Origin of the sequence: Leadbetterella byssophila DSM 17132, assembly GCF_000166395.1 — a bacterium.
GTDB classification, from domain to species: domain Bacteria; phylum Bacteroidota; class Bacteroidia; order Cytophagales; family Spirosomataceae; genus Leadbetterella; species Leadbetterella byssophila.
Genome location: NC_014655.1, coordinates 1,498,406 through 1,523,499, shown reverse-complemented (window position 1 = coordinate 1,523,499; position 25,094 = coordinate 1,498,406). Strand labels below are relative to the sequence as shown.

22 protein-coding genes are annotated in these 25,094 nt (G+C 39.8%); 11 read left to right on the top strand and 11 right to left on the bottom strand.

Features of this window, described 5'->3' with window-relative positions; genetic code table 11:
• Positions 1 to 61: 61 nt before the first annotated feature.
• Positions 62 to 919: a M23 family metallopeptidase gene (locus LBYS_RS07310; RefSeq protein ID WP_013408232.1), complete on the top strand. Its 858-nt coding sequence runs from the start codon at positions 62 to 64 to the stop codon at positions 917 to 919.
• On the opposite strand, the gene purS is transcribed toward LBYS_RS07310, so the two are convergent.
• Genes purS through LBYS_RS07290 form a run of 4 tightly spaced genes read right to left on the bottom strand, consistent with a single transcriptional unit; the run spans position 900 to position 6,126 of the window.
• Complete coding sequence (purS, locus tag LBYS_RS07305; protein WP_013408231.1) at positions 900 to 1,151, bottom strand: phosphoribosylformylglycinamidine synthase subunit PurS; 252 nt, start codon at positions 1,149 to 1,151, stop codon at positions 900 to 902. The two genes, LBYS_RS07310 and purS, sit on opposite strands and share 20 nt — an antisense overlap.
• The gene (pssA, locus tag LBYS_RS07300) at positions 1,148 to 1,825 is read right to left on the bottom strand and encodes a CDP-diacylglycerol--serine O-phosphatidyltransferase (RefSeq protein WP_013408230.1); all 678 of its coding nucleotides are present in this window, start codon (positions 1,823 to 1,825) and stop codon (positions 1,148 to 1,150) included. Before pssA ends, purS begins: the two co-directional genes overlap by 4 nt.
• Positions 1,822 to 2,451: an MBL fold metallo-hydrolase gene (locus LBYS_RS07295; RefSeq protein WP_013408229.1), complete on the bottom strand. Its 630-nt coding sequence runs from the start codon at positions 2,449 to 2,451 to the stop codon at positions 1,822 to 1,824. The genes pssA and LBYS_RS07295 overlap by 4 nt, the downstream gene beginning before the upstream one ends.
• Before the next feature lie 24 nt (positions 2,452 to 2,475).
• Positions 2,476 to 6,126: a sensor histidine kinase gene (locus LBYS_RS07290; RefSeq protein WP_148225789.1), complete on the bottom strand. Its 3,651-nt coding sequence runs from the start codon at positions 6,124 to 6,126 to the stop codon at positions 2,476 to 2,478.
• Positions 6,127 to 6,266: 140 nt separating this feature from the next.
• Here LBYS_RS07290 and LBYS_RS07285 point away from each other — a divergent pair, with 140 nt between their 5' ends.
• From LBYS_RS07285 to LBYS_RS07270, 4 genes are all read left to right on the top strand, one after another.
• Positions 6,267 to 6,746 (top strand): DUF7935 family protein, encoded by a 480-nt coding sequence (locus tag LBYS_RS07285; RefSeq protein ID WP_013408227.1) that lies wholly within the window; start codon positions 6,267 to 6,269, stop codon positions 6,744 to 6,746.
• Between the two features lie 39 nt (positions 6,747 to 6,785).
• Complete coding sequence (locus LBYS_RS07280; RefSeq protein WP_013408226.1) at positions 6,786 to 7,124, top strand: YtxH domain-containing protein; 339 nt, start codon at positions 6,786 to 6,788, stop codon at positions 7,122 to 7,124.
• A gap of 111 nt (positions 7,125 to 7,235) precedes the next feature.
• Entirely contained in the window at positions 7,236 to 9,011 is a 1,776-nt protein-coding gene (locus LBYS_RS07275) for a TrkH family potassium uptake protein (protein WP_013408225.1), read from the top strand.
• A gap of 12 nt (positions 9,012 to 9,023) precedes the next feature.
• Complete coding sequence (locus tag LBYS_RS07270) at positions 9,024 to 9,719, top strand: potassium channel family protein (RefSeq protein WP_013408224.1); 696 nt, start codon at positions 9,024 to 9,026, stop codon at positions 9,717 to 9,719.
• Here the strand turns inward: LBYS_RS07270 and LBYS_RS07265 are convergent.
• A complete protein-coding gene (locus tag LBYS_RS07265) occupies positions 9,709 to 9,897 on the bottom strand; it encodes a hypothetical protein (protein ID WP_013408223.1) in 189 nt (62 codons plus the stop codon). The genes LBYS_RS07270 and LBYS_RS07265 overlap by 11 nt on opposite strands.
• 152 nt (positions 9,898 to 10,049) lie before the next feature.
• On the opposite strand from LBYS_RS07265, the gene LBYS_RS07260 reads away from it, so the two are divergent.
• From LBYS_RS07260 to LBYS_RS07250, 3 genes are all read left to right on the top strand, one after another.
• The gene (locus LBYS_RS07260) at positions 10,050 to 10,751 is read left to right on the top strand and encodes a hypothetical protein (RefSeq protein ID WP_013408222.1); all 702 of its coding nucleotides are present in this window, start codon (positions 10,050 to 10,052) and stop codon (positions 10,749 to 10,751) included.
• Positions 10,735 to 12,591, top strand: coding sequence for a ComEA family DNA-binding protein (locus tag LBYS_RS07255; RefSeq protein ID WP_013408221.1), 1,857 nt, complete (start codon positions 10,735 to 10,737; stop codon positions 12,589 to 12,591). Before LBYS_RS07260 ends, LBYS_RS07255 begins: the two co-directional genes overlap by 17 nt.
• A 224-nt stretch (positions 12,592 to 12,815) precedes the next feature.
• A complete protein-coding gene (locus LBYS_RS07250) occupies positions 12,816 to 14,306 on the top strand; it encodes an acyl-CoA dehydrogenase family protein (RefSeq protein WP_013408220.1) in 1,491 nt (496 codons plus the stop codon).
• Between the two features lie 38 nt (positions 14,307 to 14,344).
• Here the strand turns inward: LBYS_RS07250 and LBYS_RS07245 are convergent, their stop codons facing one another.
• The 4 genes from LBYS_RS07245 to LBYS_RS07230 form a co-directional block, all read right to left on the bottom strand.
• On the bottom strand, positions 14,345 to 15,769 hold the full coding sequence (locus tag LBYS_RS07245) for an IS701 family transposase (protein ID WP_083794560.1): 1,425 nt from the start codon (positions 15,767 to 15,769) through the stop codon (positions 14,345 to 14,347).
• Complete coding sequence (locus LBYS_RS07240; protein WP_013408218.1) at positions 15,769 to 15,975, bottom strand: hypothetical protein; 207 nt, start codon at positions 15,973 to 15,975, stop codon at positions 15,769 to 15,771. Before LBYS_RS07240 ends, LBYS_RS07245 begins: the two co-directional genes overlap by 1 nt.
• Before the next feature lie 106 nt (positions 15,976 to 16,081).
• Positions 16,082 to 16,747, bottom strand: coding sequence for a DUF6962 family protein (locus LBYS_RS07235; RefSeq protein WP_013408217.1), 666 nt, complete (start codon positions 16,745 to 16,747; stop codon positions 16,082 to 16,084).
• 5 nt (positions 16,748 to 16,752) lie between these two features.
• The gene (locus LBYS_RS07230; protein ID WP_013408216.1) at positions 16,753 to 17,307 is read right to left on the bottom strand and encodes a DinB family protein; all 555 of its coding nucleotides are present in this window, start codon (positions 17,305 to 17,307) and stop codon (positions 16,753 to 16,755) included.
• A gap of 89 nt (positions 17,308 to 17,396) precedes the next feature.
• On the opposite strand from LBYS_RS07230, the gene LBYS_RS07225 reads away from it, so the two are divergent.
• The 3 genes from LBYS_RS07225 (at position 17,397) to LBYS_RS07215 (ending at position 23,329) form a co-directional block, all read left to right on the top strand.
• Positions 17,397 to 17,723, top strand: a complete 327-nt coding sequence (locus LBYS_RS07225; RefSeq protein WP_013408215.1) for a DUF6787 family protein — start codon at positions 17,397 to 17,399, stop codon at positions 17,721 to 17,723.
• Between the two features lie 85 nt (positions 17,724 to 17,808).
• Positions 17,809 to 21,012, top strand: a complete 3,204-nt coding sequence (locus LBYS_RS07220) for a serine hydrolase domain-containing protein (protein ID WP_013408214.1) — start codon at positions 17,809 to 17,811, stop codon at positions 21,010 to 21,012.
• Between the two features lie 160 nt (positions 21,013 to 21,172).
• Positions 21,173 to 23,329 (top strand): S9 family peptidase, encoded by a 2,157-nt coding sequence (locus tag LBYS_RS07215; protein ID WP_013408213.1) that lies wholly within the window; start codon positions 21,173 to 21,175, stop codon positions 23,327 to 23,329.
• 2 nt (positions 23,330 to 23,331) lie between these two features.
• On the opposite strand, the gene LBYS_RS07210 is transcribed toward LBYS_RS07215, so the two are convergent.
• Together LBYS_RS07210 and LBYS_RS07205 are read right to left on the bottom strand one after the other, a co-directional pair.
• Complete coding sequence (locus LBYS_RS07210) at positions 23,332 to 24,162, bottom strand: fumarylacetoacetate hydrolase family protein (protein ID WP_013408212.1); 831 nt, start codon at positions 24,160 to 24,162, stop codon at positions 23,332 to 23,334.
• Positions 24,144 to 25,073: an SMP-30/gluconolactonase/LRE family protein gene (locus tag LBYS_RS07205; protein ID WP_013408211.1), complete on the bottom strand. Its 930-nt coding sequence runs from the start codon at positions 25,071 to 25,073 to the stop codon at positions 24,144 to 24,146. Before LBYS_RS07205 ends, LBYS_RS07210 begins: the two co-directional genes overlap by 19 nt.
• Positions 25,074 to 25,094 lie beyond the last annotated feature (21 nt).

The window sequence follows — 25,094 nt, the reverse complement described above, 5'->3', positions numbered from 1 at the left end:
AATACAAAATTCAAAGGCTGTTGATCGTTTACTATTATATTTGCCAAATTTTAAATCCCCTATGTTAAAAAACGCTGTAATACTACTAGCTTCTACATTTCTTTTGCAATCTGATCCTTTCAGATTCCAGCCTACTTTTTTTGAAAAGTACAAACAATTATTGGTCAATATAAGAAACTATTACGTTTCTCCGGCAGAAGCTGAGGAAGAATTCAAAGCTATTGCAGCGGAGCTACGAGAAAAATATCCTCTTTCCGGTGAAAGTGTAAGTCCCATGGTATTTCCGCTTGTGGGAAGTAATTACCGCGCTGTAGGCGGCAGGAATGGGAATGGATTTTATGTTAGAGAGTTTGATCTGTTTGATCAAAATGTTAGCGGATCCCACCCCGCGCATGATATTTTCATTTATGATAGGGATAGAGATTGTATCGATGATAGGACAGGGGATTATGTGGATGTGGTCTCTGTAGGGAATGGAATAGTGGTAGCTGTAGAACATGATTGGCAGGAAGAGTCCATCTACAAAGGAGGTAATTATGTGTGGGTTTACGACTTGGACAGAGGGGGATTCTGGTATTATGCCCACAACCGGATCAGTGTAGTGGAAGCGGGTCAAAGGGTGAGGCCAGGAGATAAATTAGGCGAGGTGGGTAGAACAGGGTTTAATGCCGCGAAAAACAGATCAGATACCCATTTGCATTTGATGTATCTGGAACTGGATGAAAATTTATATCCTTATCCTGTGAATACCTATCCCTGGTTAAAAGAAGCGGAAACCATTTATTCATCTACTACTGCACCCACGTACGAAAAACCATGGATGCCTGACTTTATCCGCTTAGATAAAAGTAAGAAAAGAAATACGGGCATAAAACCGTTAAGCTCTATGCCCATCTCTATTATGCCTCCGTCAAAGTAAAAGTATATTCTTCCATGATGAGGTTAGCGAGCAACTGTTTACATGCCCCTTCCACACTAGCTCTGGCTTCTTCTTCAGTAGCTGCTTCCAAAGTCAGTTCTATGTGACGCCCAATGCGACAGTCAGTCATGTTATGAATATTCAAGTTTTGAAGTCCTAGTAACACCGCCTTACCTTGCGGGTCTAGAATCTCTTTCATGGGCATGATGTCAATAGAAGCTCTAAATTTCATGATTTTCTGATGTATTGTATAAGCGAATATAATATATAACCAAAAACTATGACGGGAATAGCCGCCAACTGTAAAACCGCCAGCAAAATTACGGAAAGAATAAGTAAAGTGTATGTAAACTTATTATCTGTCCACGAGTAATTCTTAAATTTCAAGGCAGGAAGGGGAATCTCTGATATAAGTAAATAGCTAAATAGCAGGATGTAAGTGGGTAAAACCCAAGGACGGGATAGTGCATCCTGAACCGTGGTAAATTGTTCTGCAATTAATGGCAGAGACGCAATAACCATAGCATTTGCAGGAGTGGGTAATCCTATAAACGACAAGGACTGTCTGGTGTCAATATTAAATTTAGCCAAACGTAATGCGGAAAAAAGAGGGATCAAAAAAGCCAAGTATGCCATGGAACTTCCGTCCATCATTTGCCAAAGTATAAATCCAGGTAGTACTCCAAATGATACTACATCTGCCAGGGAGTCAAGTTCCTTCCCTAAATCAGAACTTTCCTTCAAAAGTCTGGCAATAAAGCCATCAAAGAAATCTAAAATCAAAGCAATCCCTAGCAGAAAAGCCGCCTTTTGGAAATCAGAGTAAAGCAGTACTGCCTGTATACCTAAACAGCCACAGAGTAGATTACCTAAAGTAAAAAGATTAGAAACAGTAAAGAGTCTCACTGACGTAAAAAGGGATTAAATTGTTTTTCTTCACCTATGGTAGTGGGTTCCATATGACCGGGATAAACCGTATAATGGTCCGGTAGCGAGAATAATTTAGTTTTGATAGAATTTATAAGCGTATCATGATCTCCCATAGGAAGATCTGTTCTTCCTATACTTCTTCTAAATAGACAATCCCCACCTATGATCATCTCATTCTCATGCGAAACAAAGACAATATGCCCTGGGGCATGACCAGGAACATGCAGAACTTCTAATTGTGTTTGACCAAAGGTGAAAACATCTCCTTCTTCAAGGAACTTCTCAGCTTCGAAAGACTCCGCCCCCGGAATACCCCACATTTTACAGCGCATTTCAAAATCAGCTAGAATAGGTAAATCTAGTTTGTGCATATACACGGGGACATCATAATGTCTTTTTAGATATGCCACCCCAAAGATATGGTCTAAGTGTGCGTGGGTAAGGAGTATAGCCTTTACATTTAAAGGTTTTAAAAATTCTTTTAGCTGTTCTTTTTCAGCTTGGGTATAACAACCCGGATCTACCACTATCGTTTCACCGCTAGGGTCAGTTAGGACATAGGTGTTTTCCTGAAAAGGTGAGAATACAAAGGAAGTTATCATCAGGGGACAAATATACGAAAATCTCTACTCCGTAGGTTTAGCTTTAGGTAATTCCAGGAAGAAGGAAGTTCCTTCACCCTCCACCGTCTCGAACCAAATATTACCTCCTGCGTGTTCTACGCCTCTTTTCGCCATAGATAATCCTAGACCTGAACCGCCCAACTTGGTACTGAAATTTGGAATAAATACTTTTTTTCTAACCTCTTCCGCAATCCCTACACCGTTGTCTTTTACTTCCACCATACCCATCTCTTCTTTTTCAGATACCCAGACCTTTATCACGGGTTTACGAGTAGGGGGGACAGACTGCATTCCGTTAATAATAAGATTAGTAACTGCACGTGTCAAGATCATCTTATCCCCTTGAACCAGGATATTAGGAGCACTGGTTTCAAACTGAACGTAGATTTGATTGCTTTGAGAATAGAGATCCACCGTCTTTTCTACAGCAGAAACCAAATCAAAGATCTCAGTTCTAGGTACCGGCATTTTTGCAAATTCAGAAAAGGAATTCGCAATGTCAGATATGTTGTCAATCTGCTCATTGATGGATTCTAAAGCACGATCTATCTTTTTTCTGGTATCATCATTATCAGCAGGGAGGGTTCTCTGCAACTGCTGAATGGAAAGCTTCATGGGTGTCAACGGGTTCTTAATCTCATGTGCCACTTGCTTGGCCATTTCTCTCCAGGCGGTTTGCTTCTCACTGGTAGATAAAGCTTCTCTACTTTCTTCCAGCTTCTTGATCATTCGGTTATACTCATTGGTCAACAAACCTATTTCATCATTTGATTTCCAATAAATCTCTTCGTTTTTGGCATTCAAATTCGTCTTCTTCAATTTAGAAGCGATGAATTTTAGAGGGGCAGTCAAATTCGTACTTGCCGTATAGGATAAGGCCAGTAAGATGAAGAACATGACTAAAAAGATAATAAGTATGGCTGCAACCACTTCTTTGATCTGCCTTTGCAGGTTTTTGTCGGCATCAGGATAGGCTACACCTATTATTCCAAACACTTTACCATTAGGGACTTTGCCTAGTATGTAAACCGACTTAAACTTGCGGGAGCCCAAATGGTCCTCTATTAAAACCATTCGGTTTTTCTCTAGCATGGTTTTGATATAGGCCTGAGGATTAATTCGATCTGAAAGTTGATAAGTCAAATAAATGGAAGTCATGGAAGTATATTGGATCTTCCCTTTGGTATCAAAAAGACATATTTCAAAATCAGAAGAAAGGGCAAGATTACTCAATTGTTCCTCTAAATAGGCTCTGGAACTCTTGCCTTGCATGTAGTTTTGGTAGTGCAAATTGACAGTGTTCGCTACATTCTGGGAATTTTCTTGCAGGGATCTGTTTTGAAGAGAAATAAATGACGCAATAACTACTCCAAGGGTTAGGAGAATGATAATGGTTAGAGGTACAAGGAAAGCCAAATTAAGGAAGAACTGAATTTTGGATGAAAAACTCATCTTGTACATTCTAAATCCGGACAGAATTCCCAGAAGGGTCAGTAATACTACTGTACCTAAAAGCGCAATCAGGAACAAGTATGAAAAGCCGGAAAGGACCTCTCGGTAAAAATCAGTAGGGTGAGTTAATACGGCAGTATTTCCTTCTTTGTCTTTGAAAATATAATGCTGGTACACTCTATCTCCGATATTTTGGGAATGTTCCTCGCCCCATTCTAAAATATGAAGTGCTAAGTCTTTAGAGTAATCAAAGTCGCCTTCTTTATATATTACTTGATGATTTTTATCAAACAGGGCATAACTGTATGATGTCATTCCCGAAGGGGTTATAAGGCTATTTTCGGGGATTTTTTCAGCCGTTTTCTTAAGGTCAGAGGTAAAGTAGCTGATCTCCAGCATCAATACTCCGCGTACAATGTTCTTCTTTGATATTTCAGAGAACAAGATGTATTTATTGGGATCTCCTTTATGGTAGAACAGGTTTGAAAATTCCGTTTTATTTGCACTGGAAGCATATTTGCCATAGGTCTTAGACAAATTCAATGAAGTGTCATTTCCTATAGGTTTTCCTCCAGTAGTGAAGGCTTGAAGCTGGACTTTATAAACATCAAAATAAGGACTTAGTAAACTATCTTTGATACGGTGATTCAGCGTTTCATAAGTAAATATGGATTGCTCGAAAGCATTTGCCAGGTTCGAGTCATTCTGAATCATATTGTTGAATTGATTTAGAAGCATCTCTGCTTTTAAATCCTTTTGTTGCAATAACTTTTTAGCAAACTTCTCTCTTTCTTGAGCATTTGCAGTGTCATCCTGATACTTCACCAGACTGAAGAGCATAAAGGTGAAAGCGAAGGCTCCCGACAAAAAGTAGATAAAAGTTTTAAACCTTAGGATATAGAAATAGCGCGGTAATCTTAAAAAATATGCCCATAAAATATAAAGGCAAGGTATTATCCAGATCCATAATTTAATCCCAAAATAAAAGAAAACCATTCCGCTTAGTATGGTTCCATAGAGCCAGTGCAGAAATCCTAATCTAAATTTCGGTTGAAGTCTGGTATAGAAGTTTATAAGTAAATGACAACCTAGGAAGAAAACTCCATATAGCATAAATAGGAAGACGTAAGTCCCTAATTTTACACTAGTGAGTTTTAAAGAGTAATTTAGTCCTATAGTAGCATTGTCATAGATTCTTTGGATATCTACATAACATAAATAGCAAATAAGCACAGTTAATAAGATCATGCTCACAGAAGCTACACTTCTGGCCCAATTCTTCATTCTTCTTATGGAAGAATAGGTGATCACTTCTAATTGCCATAAGGCGAAAAGGGCCAAAACTATGGTTAGAATGAAACCCGTAATGATCATGTCCCCAAAACCTGGAGGAACGAGAAGGTATCTTGGAGCCCAAGTTTCGGGTAGAAGTGCCCAAGGCAAGTCTAACCAATGCAGGAATAATCTTAGTCCTATGGCGGCGCCTATTAGCCAAACTGCACATGAAATGAAACGGTTTTCATTATGAAGCTGATAGATCTTCAGTCCCGAAAATATGGTGAGAAAGATTAAACCTATGAAGAATATGGTTCGTGTTAAAGGAGTAGCTTCAAATTTGAAAGTGGACGGTTGATCTACCGGCAAAACATAAAAAAGGGGATTACCCTCTCTATCTAGAATTTGATAAGTGCCAGAAACGGGCAATGATTTAATTCCGGCTGCGACATTTCTGAATATACCGTAATCAAAACCAGAGGAAATAGCAGGATCTATGGAATTTTCGTAGAGCCAAATGCTTGAGATAACCTCATACTTGTCATTGCTAGTAGTAAAGGGAGATCTTACCAGTAAACCAAGGTTTTTATTATACTCGATCAGTTCTTCCCTTTCCTTATTTAAGCGCGGGGATGGGTCAGGTATAAACTTACTATTGGACCAAAAAATCAGACTATCACCTTTATAAATGTAATAAGGGAAATTTTTATCCAAAGCAAAATCTCCGAAACTAGCATTTGTTTGAAGTAAATCAAATACCTCTTTTTGCTCTTCTCTGGCTTTACTAATAGCCTGGGTGACATTATTTTGGACAAGACTTTGAAAACGATTCTCAGACTTTTGATCAACAAAGAAGAGTTGAATGAATCCAGTGAATAGGAATATAATTCCAAAAGAAAGTAAGATAAGGTCTATTCTTTTTTTCACTAGTTTCAACGGAAAATGGTCCTCAATTTTTGTTCATAAATCGTGCCAATCTTTGGTTTTTTGTGTGTATATGGATCAAATAGTAAATATCGTAAAATTAATGGGAAAATGTTTTAAATTGCGCATAATTTTTTTTCAGAATGCAAAATGAATATTGGGGGCTTATTGGCTTAGTATTAGTGGTTTTAGGATTTTTGTTTATGGTTTGGCAGGAAAAGAGGAAAATGAAAGTAGATCCTAAGCTTATGAGCATGAAAATCCAAGCGGCGGAGCGCATGATTCTTTTTTTGGAAAGAATAAAGCCGGAAAATTTACTGCCTAGAATTGGGTTTGAAATCCACTATTTGGAGCTGCAGCAAAGAGTTTTACAAGAAATCAAGCAAGAGCTAGATCATAATGTGGCCCAACAATTGTATCTGTCTACTCCCGTTTGGGAAAAGATAAAGTGGGCGGCAAACACCACGTCTGCCTCATTAATGCATAATATATCCTCATATGCAGCACTGCAAGATACTAAGCAAATAGTAGTGCAGGTCTTGCAACATCAGGATGAAGAGGTTCAGAAGAGTATTGGGGAGGCTCTACAGGCTATAAAAGATGAGGTCCATAAGAATTTTTAAAATTGTAATTCGTTATAGTTCAACAAACCAATTATAATTATGGGAGTTAACTCAAAACATCTGGCCACTTTTATCCTAGGAGCCGCTGCTGGTGTGGCCATCAACAAGTATTTGAACTCTGAAGAAGGAGAGAAAATGATGGAAAGCCTTAAGGAAAAAGGTAGCCAATTGAAATCAGAGGCTGAATCTGCGGTTGACAAAGCTCCTCAATACTTTGAGGAACTGAAAAGCGGAGCCAGTGCAAAATTTAATGAGATTGTGGGCAATCTTAAAGAGAAATACCCTGATGCGGAAAAGGTTATCAATGATCTTTTCGCCAGTTTCTCCAAGCCCAAAAACGAAGAGGGCACTTCCGCTGAAGAAGAAACCAAAGCATAATGATACGGACGCCTGCGATCAGCAGGCGTCTCTTTTGGAATATTCCCAAGCTCCACCTAAATTTGACTTCAAAATGAAACTATCCTGAGAAAGTTTAATTTGGGTGCACAGTTGATCAGGATCAAGGAGAAATTCTTTATTCTGAAAGACAGCCTCGCTAGAAAGATGGACAAGAGCATCTTTGTAGTGATGTTGCTCGGATTTTTATTGGTATTGTACCAAATTAGCTTTCCGAAAGAGGAAATTATCAAGGACTGGATCAATGATGCCCTCAGGCAGATCCCAAGGATCCTAATGTCCATTTACCTTTTCAAATGGTTTATTACCGTTTTCCTGAGTGAAAAGAAGGGAATTTTTCATAAAGAGCATAATCTGGAATTCATCCTCTTTATTCTACTATTACTCTTTAATTTCTTTAAGAAGGAGTCTCAATTATTAAGTTCTGACTATTTTCTATACCTGCTCATTACTAGCTTGTTCTTCCTGAGGTTTATGGAGTTCTCTTCCCAGATCAAGACCTCTTTGATGAATCCGGCTGTGTTATTTGCCATCAGTTTTTTGGTCTTGATCTTCTGGGGCACCGCCATGCTTTTGATGCCTCATGCTACCTATGGCAAATTCAAATTCGTAGATGCTGCCTTTATGGCTACTTCCGCAGTTTGTGTTACGGGCTTGTCAACGGTAGACTTAGCTACAAAATTTACGGATTTAGGAGCAGAGATCCTCTTTGTTCTTTTCCAGATTGGAGGATTGGGATTGATGACCTTTACTAACTTCTTCGCGGTATTATTTCGGGGTGGGATGTCTTTGAGAAACCAGTTGATGTTAAGTAATATCGTAGAACTAGATGAGCCAGGGTCCTTATTCTCCGTACTTAAAAGAATTTTGTTTTATGCATTCTTTGTGGAACTGGCAGGGGCAGTGTGCATTTATCTTGCCATAGGAGGTGAAAATAATGCCAAAACCTGGTTCTTCTCTATCTTTCATAGTGTAGCGGCATTTTGTGGGGCCGGATTCTCTATTATACATGATGGACTTCATAATGCTAATTATCGTTTTAATTACCCCTTATTATGGATCATTTCCCTCTTAGTGATCTTTGGAGGAATGGGCTTCCCCGTGGTAAATGATCTTTATAACGCTATCAAGCACTTTGCGAAGGGGATAGTTAGATACGTGTTCTTTAGAGAACGTTTTCAATATCAAGCCCGTTTATTGACCGTACATAGCGCTTTGGTATTATGCGCTACAGCGGTTCTTTTGGTCTTAGGTACCTTAGCATTCTACTTTTTGGAAGGAAATCATACTTTAGCTGAGCATAAGTCATGGGGAGGGAAATTCACTTTGTCCTTTTTCGGCTCAGTAGTTCCCCGATCCGCCGGCTTTAATGCGGTTAATATGGGCGCTATTACTCAAGGTACCATACTCATCTATTTGTTATTGATGTGGATTGGAGGGGCTCCAAACTCCACTGCCGGGGGGATTAAAGTAACCACATTTTCTTTGGCATTACTGAATGTAGTATCCTTGGCGAAAGGCAGGGAAAGGGTAGAGATCTTCAATAGAGAGATTACCAGAAGCTCAATCCAAAGGTCCTATGTGGTTATCTTCCTGTCCTTCTTAATCATGGGTATTGGGGTGTTTCTCGTAAGTATTTTTGACCCTCATGTTTCATTGCAAAGAGTAGCTTTTGAGTGTTTCTCGGCATATGGAACAGTGGGACTTTCTCTCAATTTGACTCCACAATTATCTGATAATAGTAAATGGGTGATCATTGTTTTGATGTATTTGGGTAGAGTAGGATTATTTACCATATTATTTGGGCTATTCTCAAAAGATAGGAGCGTCAATTATAAGTATCCCAAAGAAAGTGTTCAAGTACTGTAAGCTGTTATAAATATGAAATACATTATTGTAGGTTTAGGGAATTTTGGTTCTACATTGGCCATCCGTTTAACGGAAATGGGACATGAGGTTTTTGGTGTAGATGCCAGATTTGAGATTGTGGAACAGCTAAAAAACAAGATCTCACATGTTATAGCTGTGGATACCTCTAAAGCTTCTGCTTATGGTAACCTTCCTATAAAAGATACAGACGCCGTGGTAGTGGCCATAGGGGAAGATGTGGGGGCATCAATTATTACCACCGCCCTTATGAAGCAGCATAATGCAAGGCAAATTATAAGCAGGTCAATCAATTCTGTGCATTTGGCTGTATTAGAGTCCATGGGGATTGATATCATCTTCAATCCCGAGCAAATCGCGGCCAATATGTTTGCGAAGCAACTAGAAATGAAAGGTGTAGAGGAGTCCTTTGAGCTAGCTGATAACTGTAGTATTCTGGAAATTCGTGTTCCGGACAGATATTTAGGTAAGAAAGTGGGAGATGTAGATTTTGAGAGTATTTTTAATATTCGTCTACTAGCTATCAAATACTATGAGGAGAAGAAGAACTTCTTAGGAATGCGTTCTCAAAAATCCACGGTAAATATGTACATATCAGATGATCACATCTTTACTAAGAGAGATATTCTGGTGATGATGGGTGAGTTAAAGAGTTTTGAAAACATGATAGGGAAGGAGATTAGGGATTAATCTTCTTTCTGTTCTTCCATATCAACAGTACTACATAAGCACCCAAATAGGTGAGTACCTTCTCCCAGCTACTCATATTTTCCACGTTTTCTTGCCAAGTCATCCCCTTGCTGTAATTAAGATAAAATCCTAAAATCACTGCAGCTAAAACTATAAGGGTTGGGGTTCTCAAATCCATATCTCTACTTTTTTTCAAATATACTTTCCTTTCATCAGATGAATTATTCTGATGGATTTTTTATTCTCAGATAATCTTAGTATCGGGCTGATTTCCAGATAATATTTCATCTCTTCACCCTTCCTATTTTAGTATCCTAAATCCACACAAACATGAAGTATCTATGGATGGGATTACTTCTGTGCTCCGGGTATGCCGGGGCACAGAGAGATCCTATGTTAGCCTTGTTTAATGGAAAAGAAAATCCGGTTTTACTAGTGCAGGAAAAGGAGCCCTATTGGGATTTTAAGGTGCATTGGTGGTTGCCCGTTAGTGGTACTCAATCTTTAGCAGTGAATAGGGGTGGAATGATGAGGTCCATTCCTTGGGAATTGGGCATGTTTCATTTTGGAGATGCCTTATACAGGGAGGTGGGTAGTTCTTTGGGATTGGCCTATGAAGAAAGCTGGGTGGATATGGGGGCAAGGATACAAATTCAACAGGTCATGGTGCAAGATGAATTTACAAAATGGGAGTGGCCTTGGGCTGTAGGAATGCAAGCTAAACCGAAAAAAGGGCTGAGATTGGGTTGGTACATATACGATAAGAAGGTGAGTCCATTTTTATCCATGGGTTTTGGGAAGAAATGGAACATTTATACAGAAACAGCATTTAAGGAGAGAGGTACAGGTCTGGTATTATTTCAATATCGTCATACGGAGATGTTAGGCTTGTCTCTTATGATGTCACCCGGAGCTATTGCCATAGGCATTTCTTTGAATTCGTATCCCATTACTTGGGGGTATGGAGTTAAGAATCATCCTTATACAGCATTTTCACACGGAGCATTTGTTCGATATGAAAAAGTGGATTAGTATACTCTTCCTATGGATGTCTTATACCTGCTACTCCCAAGAAATTCCGGAAGAATGGAAGGAAGGCTGGGGCGACGAAAATTTGGAAAGGAAATTGGAAGATCTGTACGCTTTGATCCAGGAGCCCTTGGATTTGAATAAGGTGAGCAGAGATGAGTTGATGTCCTTGTCTTTTTTAAATGTTAGGCAAGTGGAAGATATATTAATACATAGAGAGAAGTACGGTCACTTTCTAAGTATATACGAATTACAGGTCATCCCTTCTTTGAGTCTAGATATATTAAGGAAATTGGCTCCCATAGTTAAAGTATCTTCAAACTTAGCAGCAGGAGGAAGTGAGTCTCATTTCCTTTTGTATCGTACAGATTTTACGCTTGAAAAGTCCAAAGGTTTTCTTGAAGATGAATTCGGAGGAGATCGATTAAGACAACATTTGAGATACAAATGGGTAAATAGGGATAGGTTTTCTTTGGCTTTCCTTATGGAAAAGGATCCGGGAGAGAAGGACATGTTTGACCATTACCTTATTACCTTACAATGGAAAAACCTAGGACCCCTTAAACAGGTGATTTTAGGGAATTACAGTTTTCAGTGGGGACAAGGTTTGGTCTCTTCCGGAGGTTTTTCCCTGGGTAAAGGAAGTGAGCCCGTCTTAGGAGTCAAGAAGGGTGATTTAGGTTTTCGTCCCTTTCAGTCGCTTTCAGAAGATCTTGGTTTCAGAGGGATGGCACTAAACTCTGAGTTTAAGAATATGGAGTTGTCTTTTTTCTACTCCCATCAATTCAGGGATGCCAATCTGGATGGAGAAAACTTTACTTCACTGGTGACCTCCGGTTTGCATAGGACAGAGAATGAGATAGGTAAAAAGGATAATGTTAAGGAGCAAGTTTGGGGTACATCAATAAAGAGGAGATTGAAAAACTCGACTTTAGGTATGGCATATATGGAGACTCATTTTGATAAGGTATTTCGGAAGCGAGATGCACTTTACAATTATTTCTCTTTTCAAGGTAAACACCACCAAATACTATCCCTACAAGGCAACTATGGAGGGGCAAACTATACCCTTTTTAGTGAAATAGCGTATTCTGAAGCACTTGCTGGTGTAGTTGGTCTGTCTGCCACCATAGGCCGGGAACTGGATGTCAGCTTGGTCTATAGGAATTATCCTGCAAGATTTACCACTCTTTTTGGGGATGCATTTTCTGAGAATAGTACACCTATAAATGAAAGAGGCCAATTTTTGGGGTGGAAATATAGGTTTAGAAGACATTGGGAATTGCAGGGGCACTATGACCTTTACCAATTTCCTTGGTTGAAATTTGGAATTTCTCATCCATCAGAAGGGAGAGATTATTCGTTGAAACTTTGGTATAAACCTAGAAAAACTTTGACGTTTAAGGCTCAATGGAGGGAGAAATACGGGTTATCCAAAGGAGCGGGACTAAGAGTGGATTGGATTTTTTTTAAGGATTGGAAAGTCCAAAGTCAATGGGCCTGGAGAGCAGTCTCTGGAGATGGCTGGGCCTGGGCAAATGATTTTGAAGGCAGTACAGGTAAATGGAAGTGGAAACTCCGATGCGCCTATTTGCATGCTCCTTCCTATGAAAATAGGGTATATATCTATGAAAATGATGTATTGTATGCCACCTCTTTTCCGGCATACTATGGAGAGGGAATCAGGTATTATGTCCTGGTGAAAAGACCTTTGCTCAAAAACATGGATGTTTGGGTAAAATTTGCTCAGAGTAGATTAGATAGAAATCTTGGATCAGGATGGGATGAGCTGCCAGGTACTGTGAAGTCAGATTTTAGAGTCCAACTGAAATACTCCTTCTAAAGCATGAACTATCATATAGAATTATTCAGTTTTTTTATGGTCAAAAACAGGTAAGGCTTCCCTGATGTAATATCCCATTTTTTGGGGAATAAAAGGGTGTTTTAAGCTCATTTGAGTATTTATAACATCTATTTTTACAATTATTTACATTTATGACTGCTATCATAATTTATATTCATTTCAAAATCCTACCTTTGTATGATTTTTCAGTATTAAAAATAAAAATGACAGAAAATTTTGATGTGTTTATAAACCGTTTCAAACAGCGGTTAAAATCTTTGTTTCATGACGAGTCCAATATAAATGAATTAAGCCTTCAGCGCGGTCTTCCTGAAAATGTTTGGAACGGAATAATGCAAATGAATCCACTTTCAGTTGCTATCCCAAAGGCATTCGGAGGTAGAGGTGCTGAAGTGAAAGAATGTCTCGGTATATTGTCAGCAGCTTCTTATGAAGCTTTACCATTGTCCCTAACCTTCGGTATTAACATTGCACTCTTTCTTGAGCCATTAGCTAAGTACGGGAATCCGGAAATTCAAGCTCCAATTTTTCAGAAATTCGTTGAAGAAAAGGCTATGGGTGGTCTTATGATCACAGAGCCTGATTATGGTTCTGATGCATTAAACATGCGTACTTCTTATACTGAGACAGAAGAAGGGTACAAAATCAAAGGTGTAAAGCACTGGCAAGGATTGACGGGTATGGCGGATTTTTGGATCATAGCGGCTCGTAAAAGTTTGCAAGAGAATGATCTTGCCAGAGATGTGGAATTCTTTGTAACGGATAATGCTAAGCCTGAACAAAAGATTAAAGTTGAACATTATTTCAACAACCTAGGTCTGTATATGATCCCTTACGGACTTAATACCGTTGATGTTCAGGTGCCTGGAAATCAGAAATTACAACAGACCAGCACTGGGATAAAGATGATGCTGGATATACTTCACAGAAGTAGACTTCAGTTCCCAGGAATGGGGATGGGCTTTATCCAAAGGATGTTAGATGAAGCCTTAGCACATACTACAAAAAGAAAAGTAGGTGGACAGCCCCTTATCGCGATGGATTCCGTTCGTTTCCAATTATCGAGAATTCAAGCTGCATATACCCTTGCATCCGGAATGTGCGCGCATAGTTCAAACATGAGTGGAATTCAGTATGACTTAGCCGCTGAAGGAGTTCAAGCCAATAGCATGAAGGCTCTAGTGACTGATTTGATGCAGGAATCTGCTCAAATTTGCGTTCAATTAGCCGGTTCTAGCGGTTACAAGATCGATCACATAGGTGGTCGAGGTATAGTAGACAGTAGACCATTCCAGATCTTCGAAGGTTCAAATGAGATGCTTTACACTCAAATCTCTGAGATCATTGTGAAACAAATGAAGAAAAGCAAAGTGAGTAATTTCTCCGAGTATTTATCTTCTTTCGATCTAACTTCCAGAGTAGCTCCAATGTTTAAAAAGCATTTGGATTTTGAAATGCCTACAGTTCTAGTTCAACGACAAACCGTAGTATTAGGAAAAATAATCGCTCGTTTGGTAAACTTACAGTATGTGGATCAAATGGTAGAGAAAGGATTTAGAAAGGATCTGTATGGTAACTGTGTTAAGCATATGCATATGGATATCAAGAAGCTTTCTACTGATCTTTCAGATTATAATAATGCTGAGCCTATCGTTGACTATTTGGAAGATTCCTTGTGGTCGCAATACGTATAAAAAATTAAAGCCCGGTTATTCCGGGCTCTCCTCTTTGGCTAATTTCTGTTGTAAAATATAGCTTCGATTGCTGGATTGTTGATTTTACCCAACTTTGCCATTTTTTGTTGGAGTTTTGCGAAGTCGGTTAAATTAATTTGTACACTTTCAAGCCAGTTTTCCATTCTCACACGATTGAGTAAATCTCCTGTGGTAATTCTTTTTCTTTTTGCGTTTTTGTACCATTTAGTTCCTGGAAGTTGCTGCGATTTTTTTTCGTTTGATTTGTGAGCTGCCAGTAAGATCATTGCGTAACATGCTGATATAAATTGGGGCACTTTCTCGACAGCTGTTTTCTCACGCACTTGTGCCTGTCCGCAGCCGATCAATGTTTTTTGATCACGAAAGCCTACCTCTATTTCCCACCTTCTAATATAAGCCTGTACAAGTAATTGGATATCTATATGCTGGGAGGTAGAAATTAGATAGGCAGGGTTTCGGTAAAGTAATTTGGAGCTTTTTGTAAGTCGGTAACTAACTGGACGAATAATGACTAGCATCAGGTTTCGCTCCCCGGATTTCCTCCACCTAACATTTTTTAGTGTTTTCACCTCAAAGACTCGTTTTTTACCTGCTGCCCATGCTTCTATCTTTTGGTATGGTATTTCTGGACTTTGCCGTATTTGTTCTGGTGTAGGTAACTCTCTTCCAAAATAAGGTTTTCTTCCCCTTTGATTTATTTTTACTTCGGCAGGAGAAAATAGCTTTGCATCTTTTCTTATTCTCCCTATTAATTCCACTCCGGCTGGCAGCTTTTTTATTACCGTTTCGTTGGTGTAACTACCATCAACACTTAACACCACTTTCTTATTAGAAAAACCGTCCGCATTTAAATCTTCTCTCAGAGAGAGGATACGCTGCAGACCTACTGCACTCATCTTCTCTTTCTTGTGTTGTTGCAAAAAAGTAGCTGTGGTTTGCTCGTCAGCGCCTTTAGTAGGCTTTTTTACTGGTGGACAATGGGTAAAGTCAACAGGAATTGCTCGAGAAGGCCCAAACACTCCCTTTTCTAGTAGCGATAAAGACACTTGAATAAAACGCTGCCCCCACACAAAATTACTGCTAAATGGCGGACCAAGTGGATCACGCATCCAACCCGTTCCGAAGATTTTCTTTCCTCGTTTACGTAGTAATGTATCGTCCATATGAGCATAAATATAAGGATGCTCCCAACCGTTAGTAAGTACTACTTCTTTGCGTATACAGCCAAATATCTTGCTCATATTCATTCGGCTGCCCTTAAAAAGGCGATAGGTAGCCGACCAGTCCAAGAACTGAGCACCACTGGCCGTTACCATTCCCGTAATAGTACATCGGCCAACACACGATAAAACACCTAAAGCAAGAGTCCGAGCTCGCTCAAAGGTTCTAAGTTGATTAAACGCTGGTAAGCACTTTTCAAATAATTCCCGAAAAGAACAAATTAGACCTTCCTTGGGAGTTTTTTTTTAAGCTCTTTTACAGAGTCGTCACTACGCTGTAGAACCAAACGTTGATGATCGTCAATCACCCATTCCACCACTTCTCCTTGCTGGAACTCTATGGCTTGCGCAACAGCAGCAGGAAAATTTACGTACCACTGCTCACTCTTGGCTCTCTTAATTAATTGAATTTTCGTCGGATATCCCATGTCTAGTCGTGTAACTAGATATAAATCTCACAAAAAAATGCGACAAATCAAAATCTGACGCACTTTTTTTTTAATATCTAGTAAATAACCAAACTCAAGAGCCCGGTTATTCCGGGCTTTTTAATATACCTTTTGAGCCCTTGTAAAAATATAGGGCTCCAATGAACATAAACGTATGTGCTAGATCAGCATGATTGAACCAGATGCTGATACTTAACTTTCCCACAAAAACTACTGCACATATAAATATCCAAAAGACCCCCCACATCATGTTTTTCATGATTTCCGGGTGATGTCCTCTCCGGTAGTTATATACACAAAAACTAAATACTACTACTAAGAAACCATAAGTGGAATGGATTTGGACATATAGAAAATTTAGAGTTCCAAAAGCCATCAGCATAAAGAAGCCTAGCTCCACCAGATTAAATATGGAAAAGAACCGGAGCATTTTTGGACTAAGCTCTGTAGCACTAAAATGTATCATCACCCTTTCCAAAAGATTTACAGCAATCATGCTCAGGAACCATCCGGGTAACTTCCAATAGAACCCTAACACATATAAAAATCCATGCCCCATCAGACCTCCCATAATGGTGGCAAGCCCCATTAGTAGGAAATACCAAAATATGGCTTTATGTATCCATAAAGTCCGAACTAGTTTTTTTAGTTTGAATGCACAAATAAGGCAGGTAATGCCTACTAGTAAGTCGGTAGCGGTGGTTACCGGCTCATCAATTCGTATTCCGAAAAGTTCTATGGAAGGTTGCATATTTTTTACCAGCCCACATAGCCGATAGGCGTAATCCCATTAAGTCTAAGATAACAAACCGCCTGGCCTCTGTGATGTATAATGTGATTTTCTAATGCATAAAATAATCTCCAAACGGGAATGTCTTCAGACCCGAAGGAGGTCATCTCCTTCAGTTTTTCATCAGGTAAAGTATCTACTGTTTTTTCTACCCAATCGTAAAACTCATGGAGATCAGCCTCTAATTGCTTTTTCTTCCTGCTTTTCCAATGTCCCGCTTTAAGAGTACGCTCATCAAAAGGGTCATGAATTTCACAGCGCATGGCTAATTGCGCTGCATTGAAAATGATACAATGCACAAATTGAGTCCTCCATGAAAATGATTCCGGAGTATATTTATAATCCATGAGTTTTTCCGGCATTTGATTATAAAGTTCTAGGGTGTATTTTCTGGAACTTCGCCAAGCCACCTTAAACTCTTCTCTGAATGCTGAGAACTCTTCTTTATTATTTCCGAGTACGTTTGCACTAAATCCTATTAATCCTAATGTTTTTATCGCGGATTTTCTAGTAACCTTCATGTTAGCCCTTGTAATTTGTAATGAATATAAGCAAATAAACTATGTACATATCTCAAAAGCAATGTAATTTTGCAGAGAATTAAATGAATATGGAGAATCAAGCAAAGTCGGGCGTTTTAGTACGTTTACAAGAAAAGTGGGGATTAGAAAGCTTATTTCATGTTATAGCTGTTTTGGTAGTGTTTTCTTTGGCAGGCTCTTCAGTGGTATTTCTGAGGAAAGGCTTGTTTTCCATTCTAGGTTTTAATGAGCAAACTTCCCTTTGGATAAAAACCATTACTTACATCTTATTCGTTTTTCCTGCCTATCAGGTCCTTCTCTTGGCTTATGGATTTTGTCTAGGGCAGTTTTCTTTCTTTTGGGAAAAGGAGAAGAAAATGGGACGATGGTTAGCTGCACGTTTCAAGAAATCTTAATAATAGAATAGAATACCATATTTGAAAAGTCCATGCCCAGAGGTATGGACTTTTTGCGTAATTTTGAGTTCTTTCATCGAATACTATGCGAAAAATTTTAATCGGATTAGCCTTAGCATGTGCCCAATATGCACAGGCTCAAATCAAACCGGAATTCCTGACTAAGACCAATATGGCTTGGGTGGATTCCGTTTTCAATACCTTGACCTTAGAAGATAAGGTGGGGCAAATACTCATGCCAAGAGGAAATTTCTCAGGGCAAGGCTATAAGCCGGAGGTTCTTAAAGAGTGGGTGAAACAATATAAGTTAGGGGGAATTGTCTTCTTCGCAGGTCAACCTACCGTTCAGGCTTCCATCACAAATGAACTTCAGGCTTTATCCAAAGTCCCTATGTTAGTAGGGGTAGATATGGAATGGGGAATGGCTATGCGCCTAGATAGTACCGTGAGATTTCCCTATCAAATGGCACTTGGAGCAATACAAGGAGGCGATGATCTCATGTACAGAATGGGAGTGGAAGTGGGTAAGCAGTCGAAACGTATGGGTATCCATGTGAACTATGCGCCCGTAGTAGATATTAATAATAATCCTAAAAATCCTGTAATCAATTTCCGATCCTTCGGTGAAGATAAATGGACCGTTGCGAATAAGGCACTGGCTTATATGAAAGGTATGCAGTCTCAGCGTCTATTGACAGCTGCCAAGCATTTTCCAGGTCATGGAGATACCGGAGTAGATTCACACCATGATCTTCCTGTAATTTCACATAGCAAGGAGTATTTAAGCGAAAATGAGCTTTTTCCATTCAAATATTTGATTCAGAATGGTCTGACGGGTATTATGACTGCGCATTTGAATATACCTGCCCTTGAACCGAAATCAGGACTAGCTTCCACCTTCTCTACCAAGATCGTCTCAGAACTGCTGAGGAAGGAGCTGGGATTCGAAGGTTTGACCTTTACTGATGCCATGGATATGCAGGGTGCCGTAAAGAATTTTAAACCTGGCGAGGCTATGGTGGAGGCTTTCTTAGCGGGAAATGATATTCTTGAAACCTTCATGGATGTTCCTACTGCTTTTGAAGCCTTGAAAAACGCGGCGATATCCGGTAAAATACCAATGAAGCTCTTAGACGAAAGAGTGAAAAAGATCTTAAAAGCAAAAGCTTGGGTAGGATTGGATAGGTACGAACCTATTAAGATGGAAGGTTTATTGGAAGATCTAAACACCATAGAATCTGATGTGGTAAATAGATGGATGGCTGAGAGATCATTAGTCGCTTTAAGAGCTAGTAATCTACCTATTAAAGACTTAAGAAAGCCTACTGCTGTGATTTCCATAGGGGCTGAAGGGGTATCATCTTTCCAAAACATGGCAGCGAAGTATACTCAAACTAAGTCCGTGTCCGTGCATAAAACTTCTACTTTAGATGAATTAAAAGAAGCGGTCAAGATAGATGGTAATCTAATTGTGGCCTTGCATTTAAGCAATAATAGACCGGGTGCTAACTATGGCTTAGAACCTTATATGTTAGAAGCTTTATCATTGATCCCCTCACGAGCGGTGTTAGTGGTTTTGGGTAATCCTTATGTATTAGATAAGTTGTCTTTGCCTTATCAAGATATTGTATTGGCTAATCAAGTTACTTCGTACATGGAGGAAGCTGCCGCTATGGGTGTATTCGGTGGTATAGAAATGAACGGTAGATTGCCGGTGACAGTGAATGATAGCTTCAAATATGGAGATGGCATTTGGGTACAAAAGTTGGGACGCTTAGCTTATGGAGTGCCTGAAATGGTTGGAATTGATTCCAAAGTATTAGTAGCAAGAGTGGATTCCGTGATGCAATTAGGCATCAAGGAAAAAGCATACCCGGGGGCTGTATTACAGATAGCGAAGGATGGACGTGTCATCTATGAAAAGCCATACGGATTCCATACCTACGAACAGGCAGCCGCAGCTCCACAGATCAGTACGGATGGTATGAAGTTCCAACAAGCTAACTTGAATGAAGTGATGGATAACTCTGTAGCCGGAACATCCGTCATTAAAGGAGCTAAAGCAGGGAGAAAAGTCCCTGGATTGGTTCAAATGAATGATCTATATGACCTGGCTAGTGTAACGAAAATCAGCACCTCTGCTTTGGCGGTAATGCAATTGATGAGCGAGAATAAATTTGATCTAGACCAAACTTTTGGTAATTATCATGAACCATTCAAAGGTTCAGATAAGGAGTCAATGACCTTTAGAAACATGCTTACACATAGAGCAGGTTTGAAAGCATGGATTCCATTCTGGATGAACTGCGTAGATTCTGTGGCTACATTGAAAAAGGCCTTGAGCCTACATCCGGAATGGGAAGGAGAGTTTATTCATGATGTGAGACAAAAGACATTTTGGGATAAACTTTTTGGAAGAAAACCCGCAAATCCTGTAAATTATGAAAGGACCTTAGCAGAAGTTCCTGGTATCTGGAAGAAATGTTTAGACGCTTCCACCATCACCTGGCATCCGGGGATTTTTTCCAATACCCGCTCAGAAGTGTTTAGCGTAGAAATCGCAGATACCTTATTTATGAATAAGAATAGGGTAGAGTATATCTTTAAACAGATTGAAAGTTCACCGGTAAACGTAAATCAAGGGTATGTTTATTCTGATTTACACTATTATACCTACCCCATCTTTATGGAGAAACTAACCGGTAAGAAGTGGGAAGATTACTTGAAAGAAACCTATCATGGTTTAGGTGCTTATAGTTTGACCTATAATCCTAGAAGATTCTACTCCCTAGATCAAATTGCACCTACAGAGAAGGATACATTGTTTAGAAAGACATTGATACACGGTAGGGTTCACGATGAAGGAGCCGGAATGTTAAACGGTATTTCTGGCCATGCCGGTCTTTTTGGTAATGCAAATGATTTAATGAAGTTAATGCAGATGTATTTGCAAAAGGGTTATTACGGTGGGCAGCAATACATCAAGCCTGAAGTTATAGATGAAGTGACTTCTTATCAGTTTCCTGATGAAGGAAACCGAAGAGGGATAGCATTTGATAAGTTAGATTTTGACAAGAAGATTACAAACGGTCCTCAACTGGCATCTCCGTCCAGTTATGGGCATTCCGGTTTTACCGGAACGTTTACTTGGGTAGATCCAAAGTATAACTTAGTGTATGTTTTCCTATCAAACAGGGTATACCCCACTAGAGACAATGTGAAGATATCTACTCTGAACCTCCGAACCGCCGTAGGGGATGAGATCATAAAGACTATTCAGGGTAAATAAGGAGAGGGGTAACACCCCTCTTTTTTGTGTCCTTTTTTCTCTAAGAAGCTGCTCAAATTTTAACTTCACTTGATCTTTTCGCATCCAATTTTGACCATGTAGTCTAAGATTTTTGGGCATTCCCGAAAGAACTGTTAAGTTGGTAAGAAAAAGTACATCTATGAAGAAACTGTTCCTCAGTATTTCTTTGTTTTTGGGAGTTTTCTTTGCCCAGGCACAGAGAGGTTCTTGGACTCCGGACGGAAACGGTAATTATACCGTAGATAAAAGCGGAATCCAAAAGACAGATTTTAAGACAAAGCAAAAAGAAGTTTTAGTTCCAGCAGAATTATTAGTTCCAAAAGGCCAGGAGAAGCCTTTGGAGGTAAAAGGATTTTCTTTTAGTGATGATTTCTCCTCCGTTTTAATCTTTACCAATACCAAAAGAGTTTGGAGATATGAAACCAAAGGAGACTATTGGCACCTTGACTTGAAGACTAAGGCTCTTAAACAAGTGGGCAAAGGCCTTCCTAGTGCCTCACTTATGTTTGCTAAGTTGTCTCCTGACGCTAAAAACGTAGCCTATGTGAGCAATAACAACCTCTACACGGAGAATCTGGCTACTGGAAAGATCAAGCAACTAACCTTTGGTAAAGGCAAACTGATTTCCGGTACGTTCGACTGGGTATACGAAGAGGAATTTGACTGTAGAGATGGTTTCCGTTGGAGTCCTGACAGTAAATCTATAGCCTTTTGGGAGATAGATGCGAATACCATCAGAGACTTTTACATGATCAATACTACAGATTCTATCTACTCCTACACTATTCCTGTGGAATACCCAAAAGTGGGTGAAAGTCCGTCAGCGTGTAGAGTGGGTGTGGTAGGAATTGCAGACGGTAAAACGGTTTGGATGAAGGTTCCGGGGGACAATCGTCAGCACTACATTCCTAGAATGGACTGGGCTCCAAGTGGGAATCAATTGATTCTACAACAGTTAAATAGAAAACAAAACCATAGCAAGCTCTTCTACGCGAATGCCAAAACTGGGGCGGTGACTCTACTGTACGAAGAGCAAGATGAAGCATGGGTTGATGTCAGAACCAGTTGGGCCGGAAGTCAGGGCGGTTGGAGATGGCTAAATGGCAATAAAGAATTCCTTTGGATTACAGAAAAGGATGGCTGGAATCATATCTATAAGATCTCTAATGACGGGAAATCAGAAACCTTAGTCACTGTAGGAGATTTTGATGTGATCTCTCCATTAGCGGTGGATGAGGAGCTTGGATATGTCTATTATTTGGCTTCTCCTGATAATGCTACTCAAAGATATCTATACAGATCTAAGTTAAGTGGTGGAGAAAAAGCAGAAAGGGTTACACCAGCCATTCTAGAAGGTACGCATAATTATCAAATCTCTCCGAATGGAAAATATGCTGTACATAGCTTCTCCAATTACTATACGGCTCCTATGAACCAAGCCATTACCTTGCCTGATCATCAAGCTATCAATCCGGCAGAAAGCATAGTGGCAAAATTTGATCCTTCTAAGAAGAAGTCCTCTAATGTAGAGTTCTTTAAGGTGGTGACGAAAAGTGGAGTAGAAATGGACGGATGGATGGCGAAGCCTAAAAACTTTGACCCTTCTAAAAAATATCCGGTTCTATTTAACGTGTATGGTGAACCTGCTTCGCAGACGGTTACAGACCGATTTGGAATAGGAAGAAACGGATTGTACGAGGGAAATATGGCAGAAGATGGCTACATCTATATGTCTGTTGATAATAGAGGTACTCCTGCTCCAAAGGGACGCGCGTGGAGAAAAGCCATTTACCGCAATATTGGCATTATCAATATTCAAGATCAAGCGGAGGCTTGTATGAAGATCATTGAAACCTATCCTTTTGTAGATGCAAGCAGAATAGCAGTTCATGGATGGAGTGGGGGAGGTTCCTCTACTTTAAATCTTCTATTCAAATATCCTGATCTATATCAAACGGGTATAGCCGGTGCAGCTGTGGCAAATCAGTTGACCTATGATAACATTTACCAAGAAAGATACATGGGTTTACCACAAGAGAACTTGCAAGACTTTATAGAGGGATCTCCTTTGACCCATGCAAAGAACTTGAAAGGTAATCTACTGTATGTGCATGGAACGGGTGATGATAATGTGCATTACCAAAATGCCGAAATGTTAGTCAATGAATTGATCAAGCACAACCGTCAATTCCAATTCATGCCATATCCCAATAGAAATCACGGAGTAAGAGATAGACATCTAACTACCTTATTCACGAATTTCTTAAAGACTCATTGTCCTCCGGGCGCAAGATAAGATCAGGCTACCGGATTTTCTAAAGTGCCTATTCCGCTAATGCTAATGCGGATTAAGTCGCCGGAGTTAAGCGTAAAATCATGATCGGGAACTATACCGGTTCCCGTCATGATAAACGCACCATGAGGGAAGCTACATTCCTTATATACATATCCTACCAGCTCTTCTAATCCTCTCTTCATTTGATTTAATTGGACGGATCCAAAGAAAACTTCTTTTGAGTCTCTCAATATGCTCAATTGGATTTCAGCATCTCTCGAGATTGCTTGGTTCATTACAAGTATGCATGGACCTACTGAGGCGCAGCCATCAAAAGTTTTTGCCTGTGGTAGATAAAGTGGATTTTCGCCCTCAATACTCCTGCTACTCATGTCATTTCCAATGGTATATCCAATGATCTTTCCAGAACTGCTTGCTAAAAGGGTTAACTCAGGTTCCGGAACGTCCCAACCGGAATCTTTTCTTATGCGGACTGGCCTACCTGGAGCAGAAATTCTATGCGTATTCCCTTTGAAGAAAACTTCTGGTCGCTCGGCATCATAAACGCGAGCATAGATGTCTCCTCCGTCTTTACTCTCCTCTTGTCTACCTTGTTTGCTTCTCAAATAGGTTACTCCACAGGCCCAGAGTTCTTGTGCACTGACTGGACTAAGGATTTGGCCGGTTTCATTTATAGGAAGGGCATTTTTTATTGAATTTCTGGTCTTTTCATATAGTTCATCGTCGTTGATGAATTTATCCCAATCTGTTTCTTCAAGGAGGTAATAAGTTTGGTTTTCTTGGGCAACTATCCCTCTTTCGGTTCTATATAATTTCAGTGACGTATGGTCCATTTGAGTACTTTACTATTATTAGTGATATAAAGGGTTTTTTCTTCGGGATCGAAGGCACAGTTAGATGCAGGTTCAGGCAGTCTAAGTCTACCTAGGAGTTTACCCTTAGAGTTAAATATATTTATACCTCCTGGTCCTGATGCAAATACATAGCCTTCCTTATTGATTTTTAACCCGTCTGGTAATCCGGGAGAAGGTCCGTACAGAGTGGCAAAGATTCTCCCATTGATGAATCTTCCATTCTTTACCTCATATTGATACCAGTGAGGCTTTTTGGGGTCTGAGTTAGCTATGAGTACCTTTTTCCCATCAGGGAAAAAAGCTATCCCATTCGGGCGGGTTAGAGTATCTACTAGCAGATGTACTTTACCCTTAGTATCTATCCTATAAACACCGTTATAGGGCTGTTCTTTCAAAGGGTCTTTATCGTCTTGAGAAGGTAAGCCGTAAGGAGGATCAGTAAAAAAGACATTGCCGGATTTGTCAATGGTGGCATCGTTTGGGCTGGAGAACCTTTTTCCATTAAAAATTGAAGCTAAGGTTACAAAGCCCTTCCCGGAATAGCGTGCCACTTGTCGGTTGCCGTGCTGGCAGAGAATCAAGCTGCTATCTAGCCCCGCTATTAGTCCATTACTGCCCGGTTCTTTACCGTAAGTTCCTTCTCCAGAATATCCTGATGGTTGAAGAAATACAGATGTTCCTTGTCCAGGTTTCCATTGGTAAACCACATTATTCGGTACGTCAGAAAACAAGAGTGAGTTTTTATACCAAAGAGGGCCTTCTGCCCATTTGTAACCTTCAGAAATGATGACAGGTAAATCCTTGCTGCTTATGACCACGTCTAATTCAGGGTCAAATTTTTCCAGAGTACCTATCTGGAGGAATAGAGAGGAAAGTATATACCATAACATGATATAAGGCCGGGGTATTAC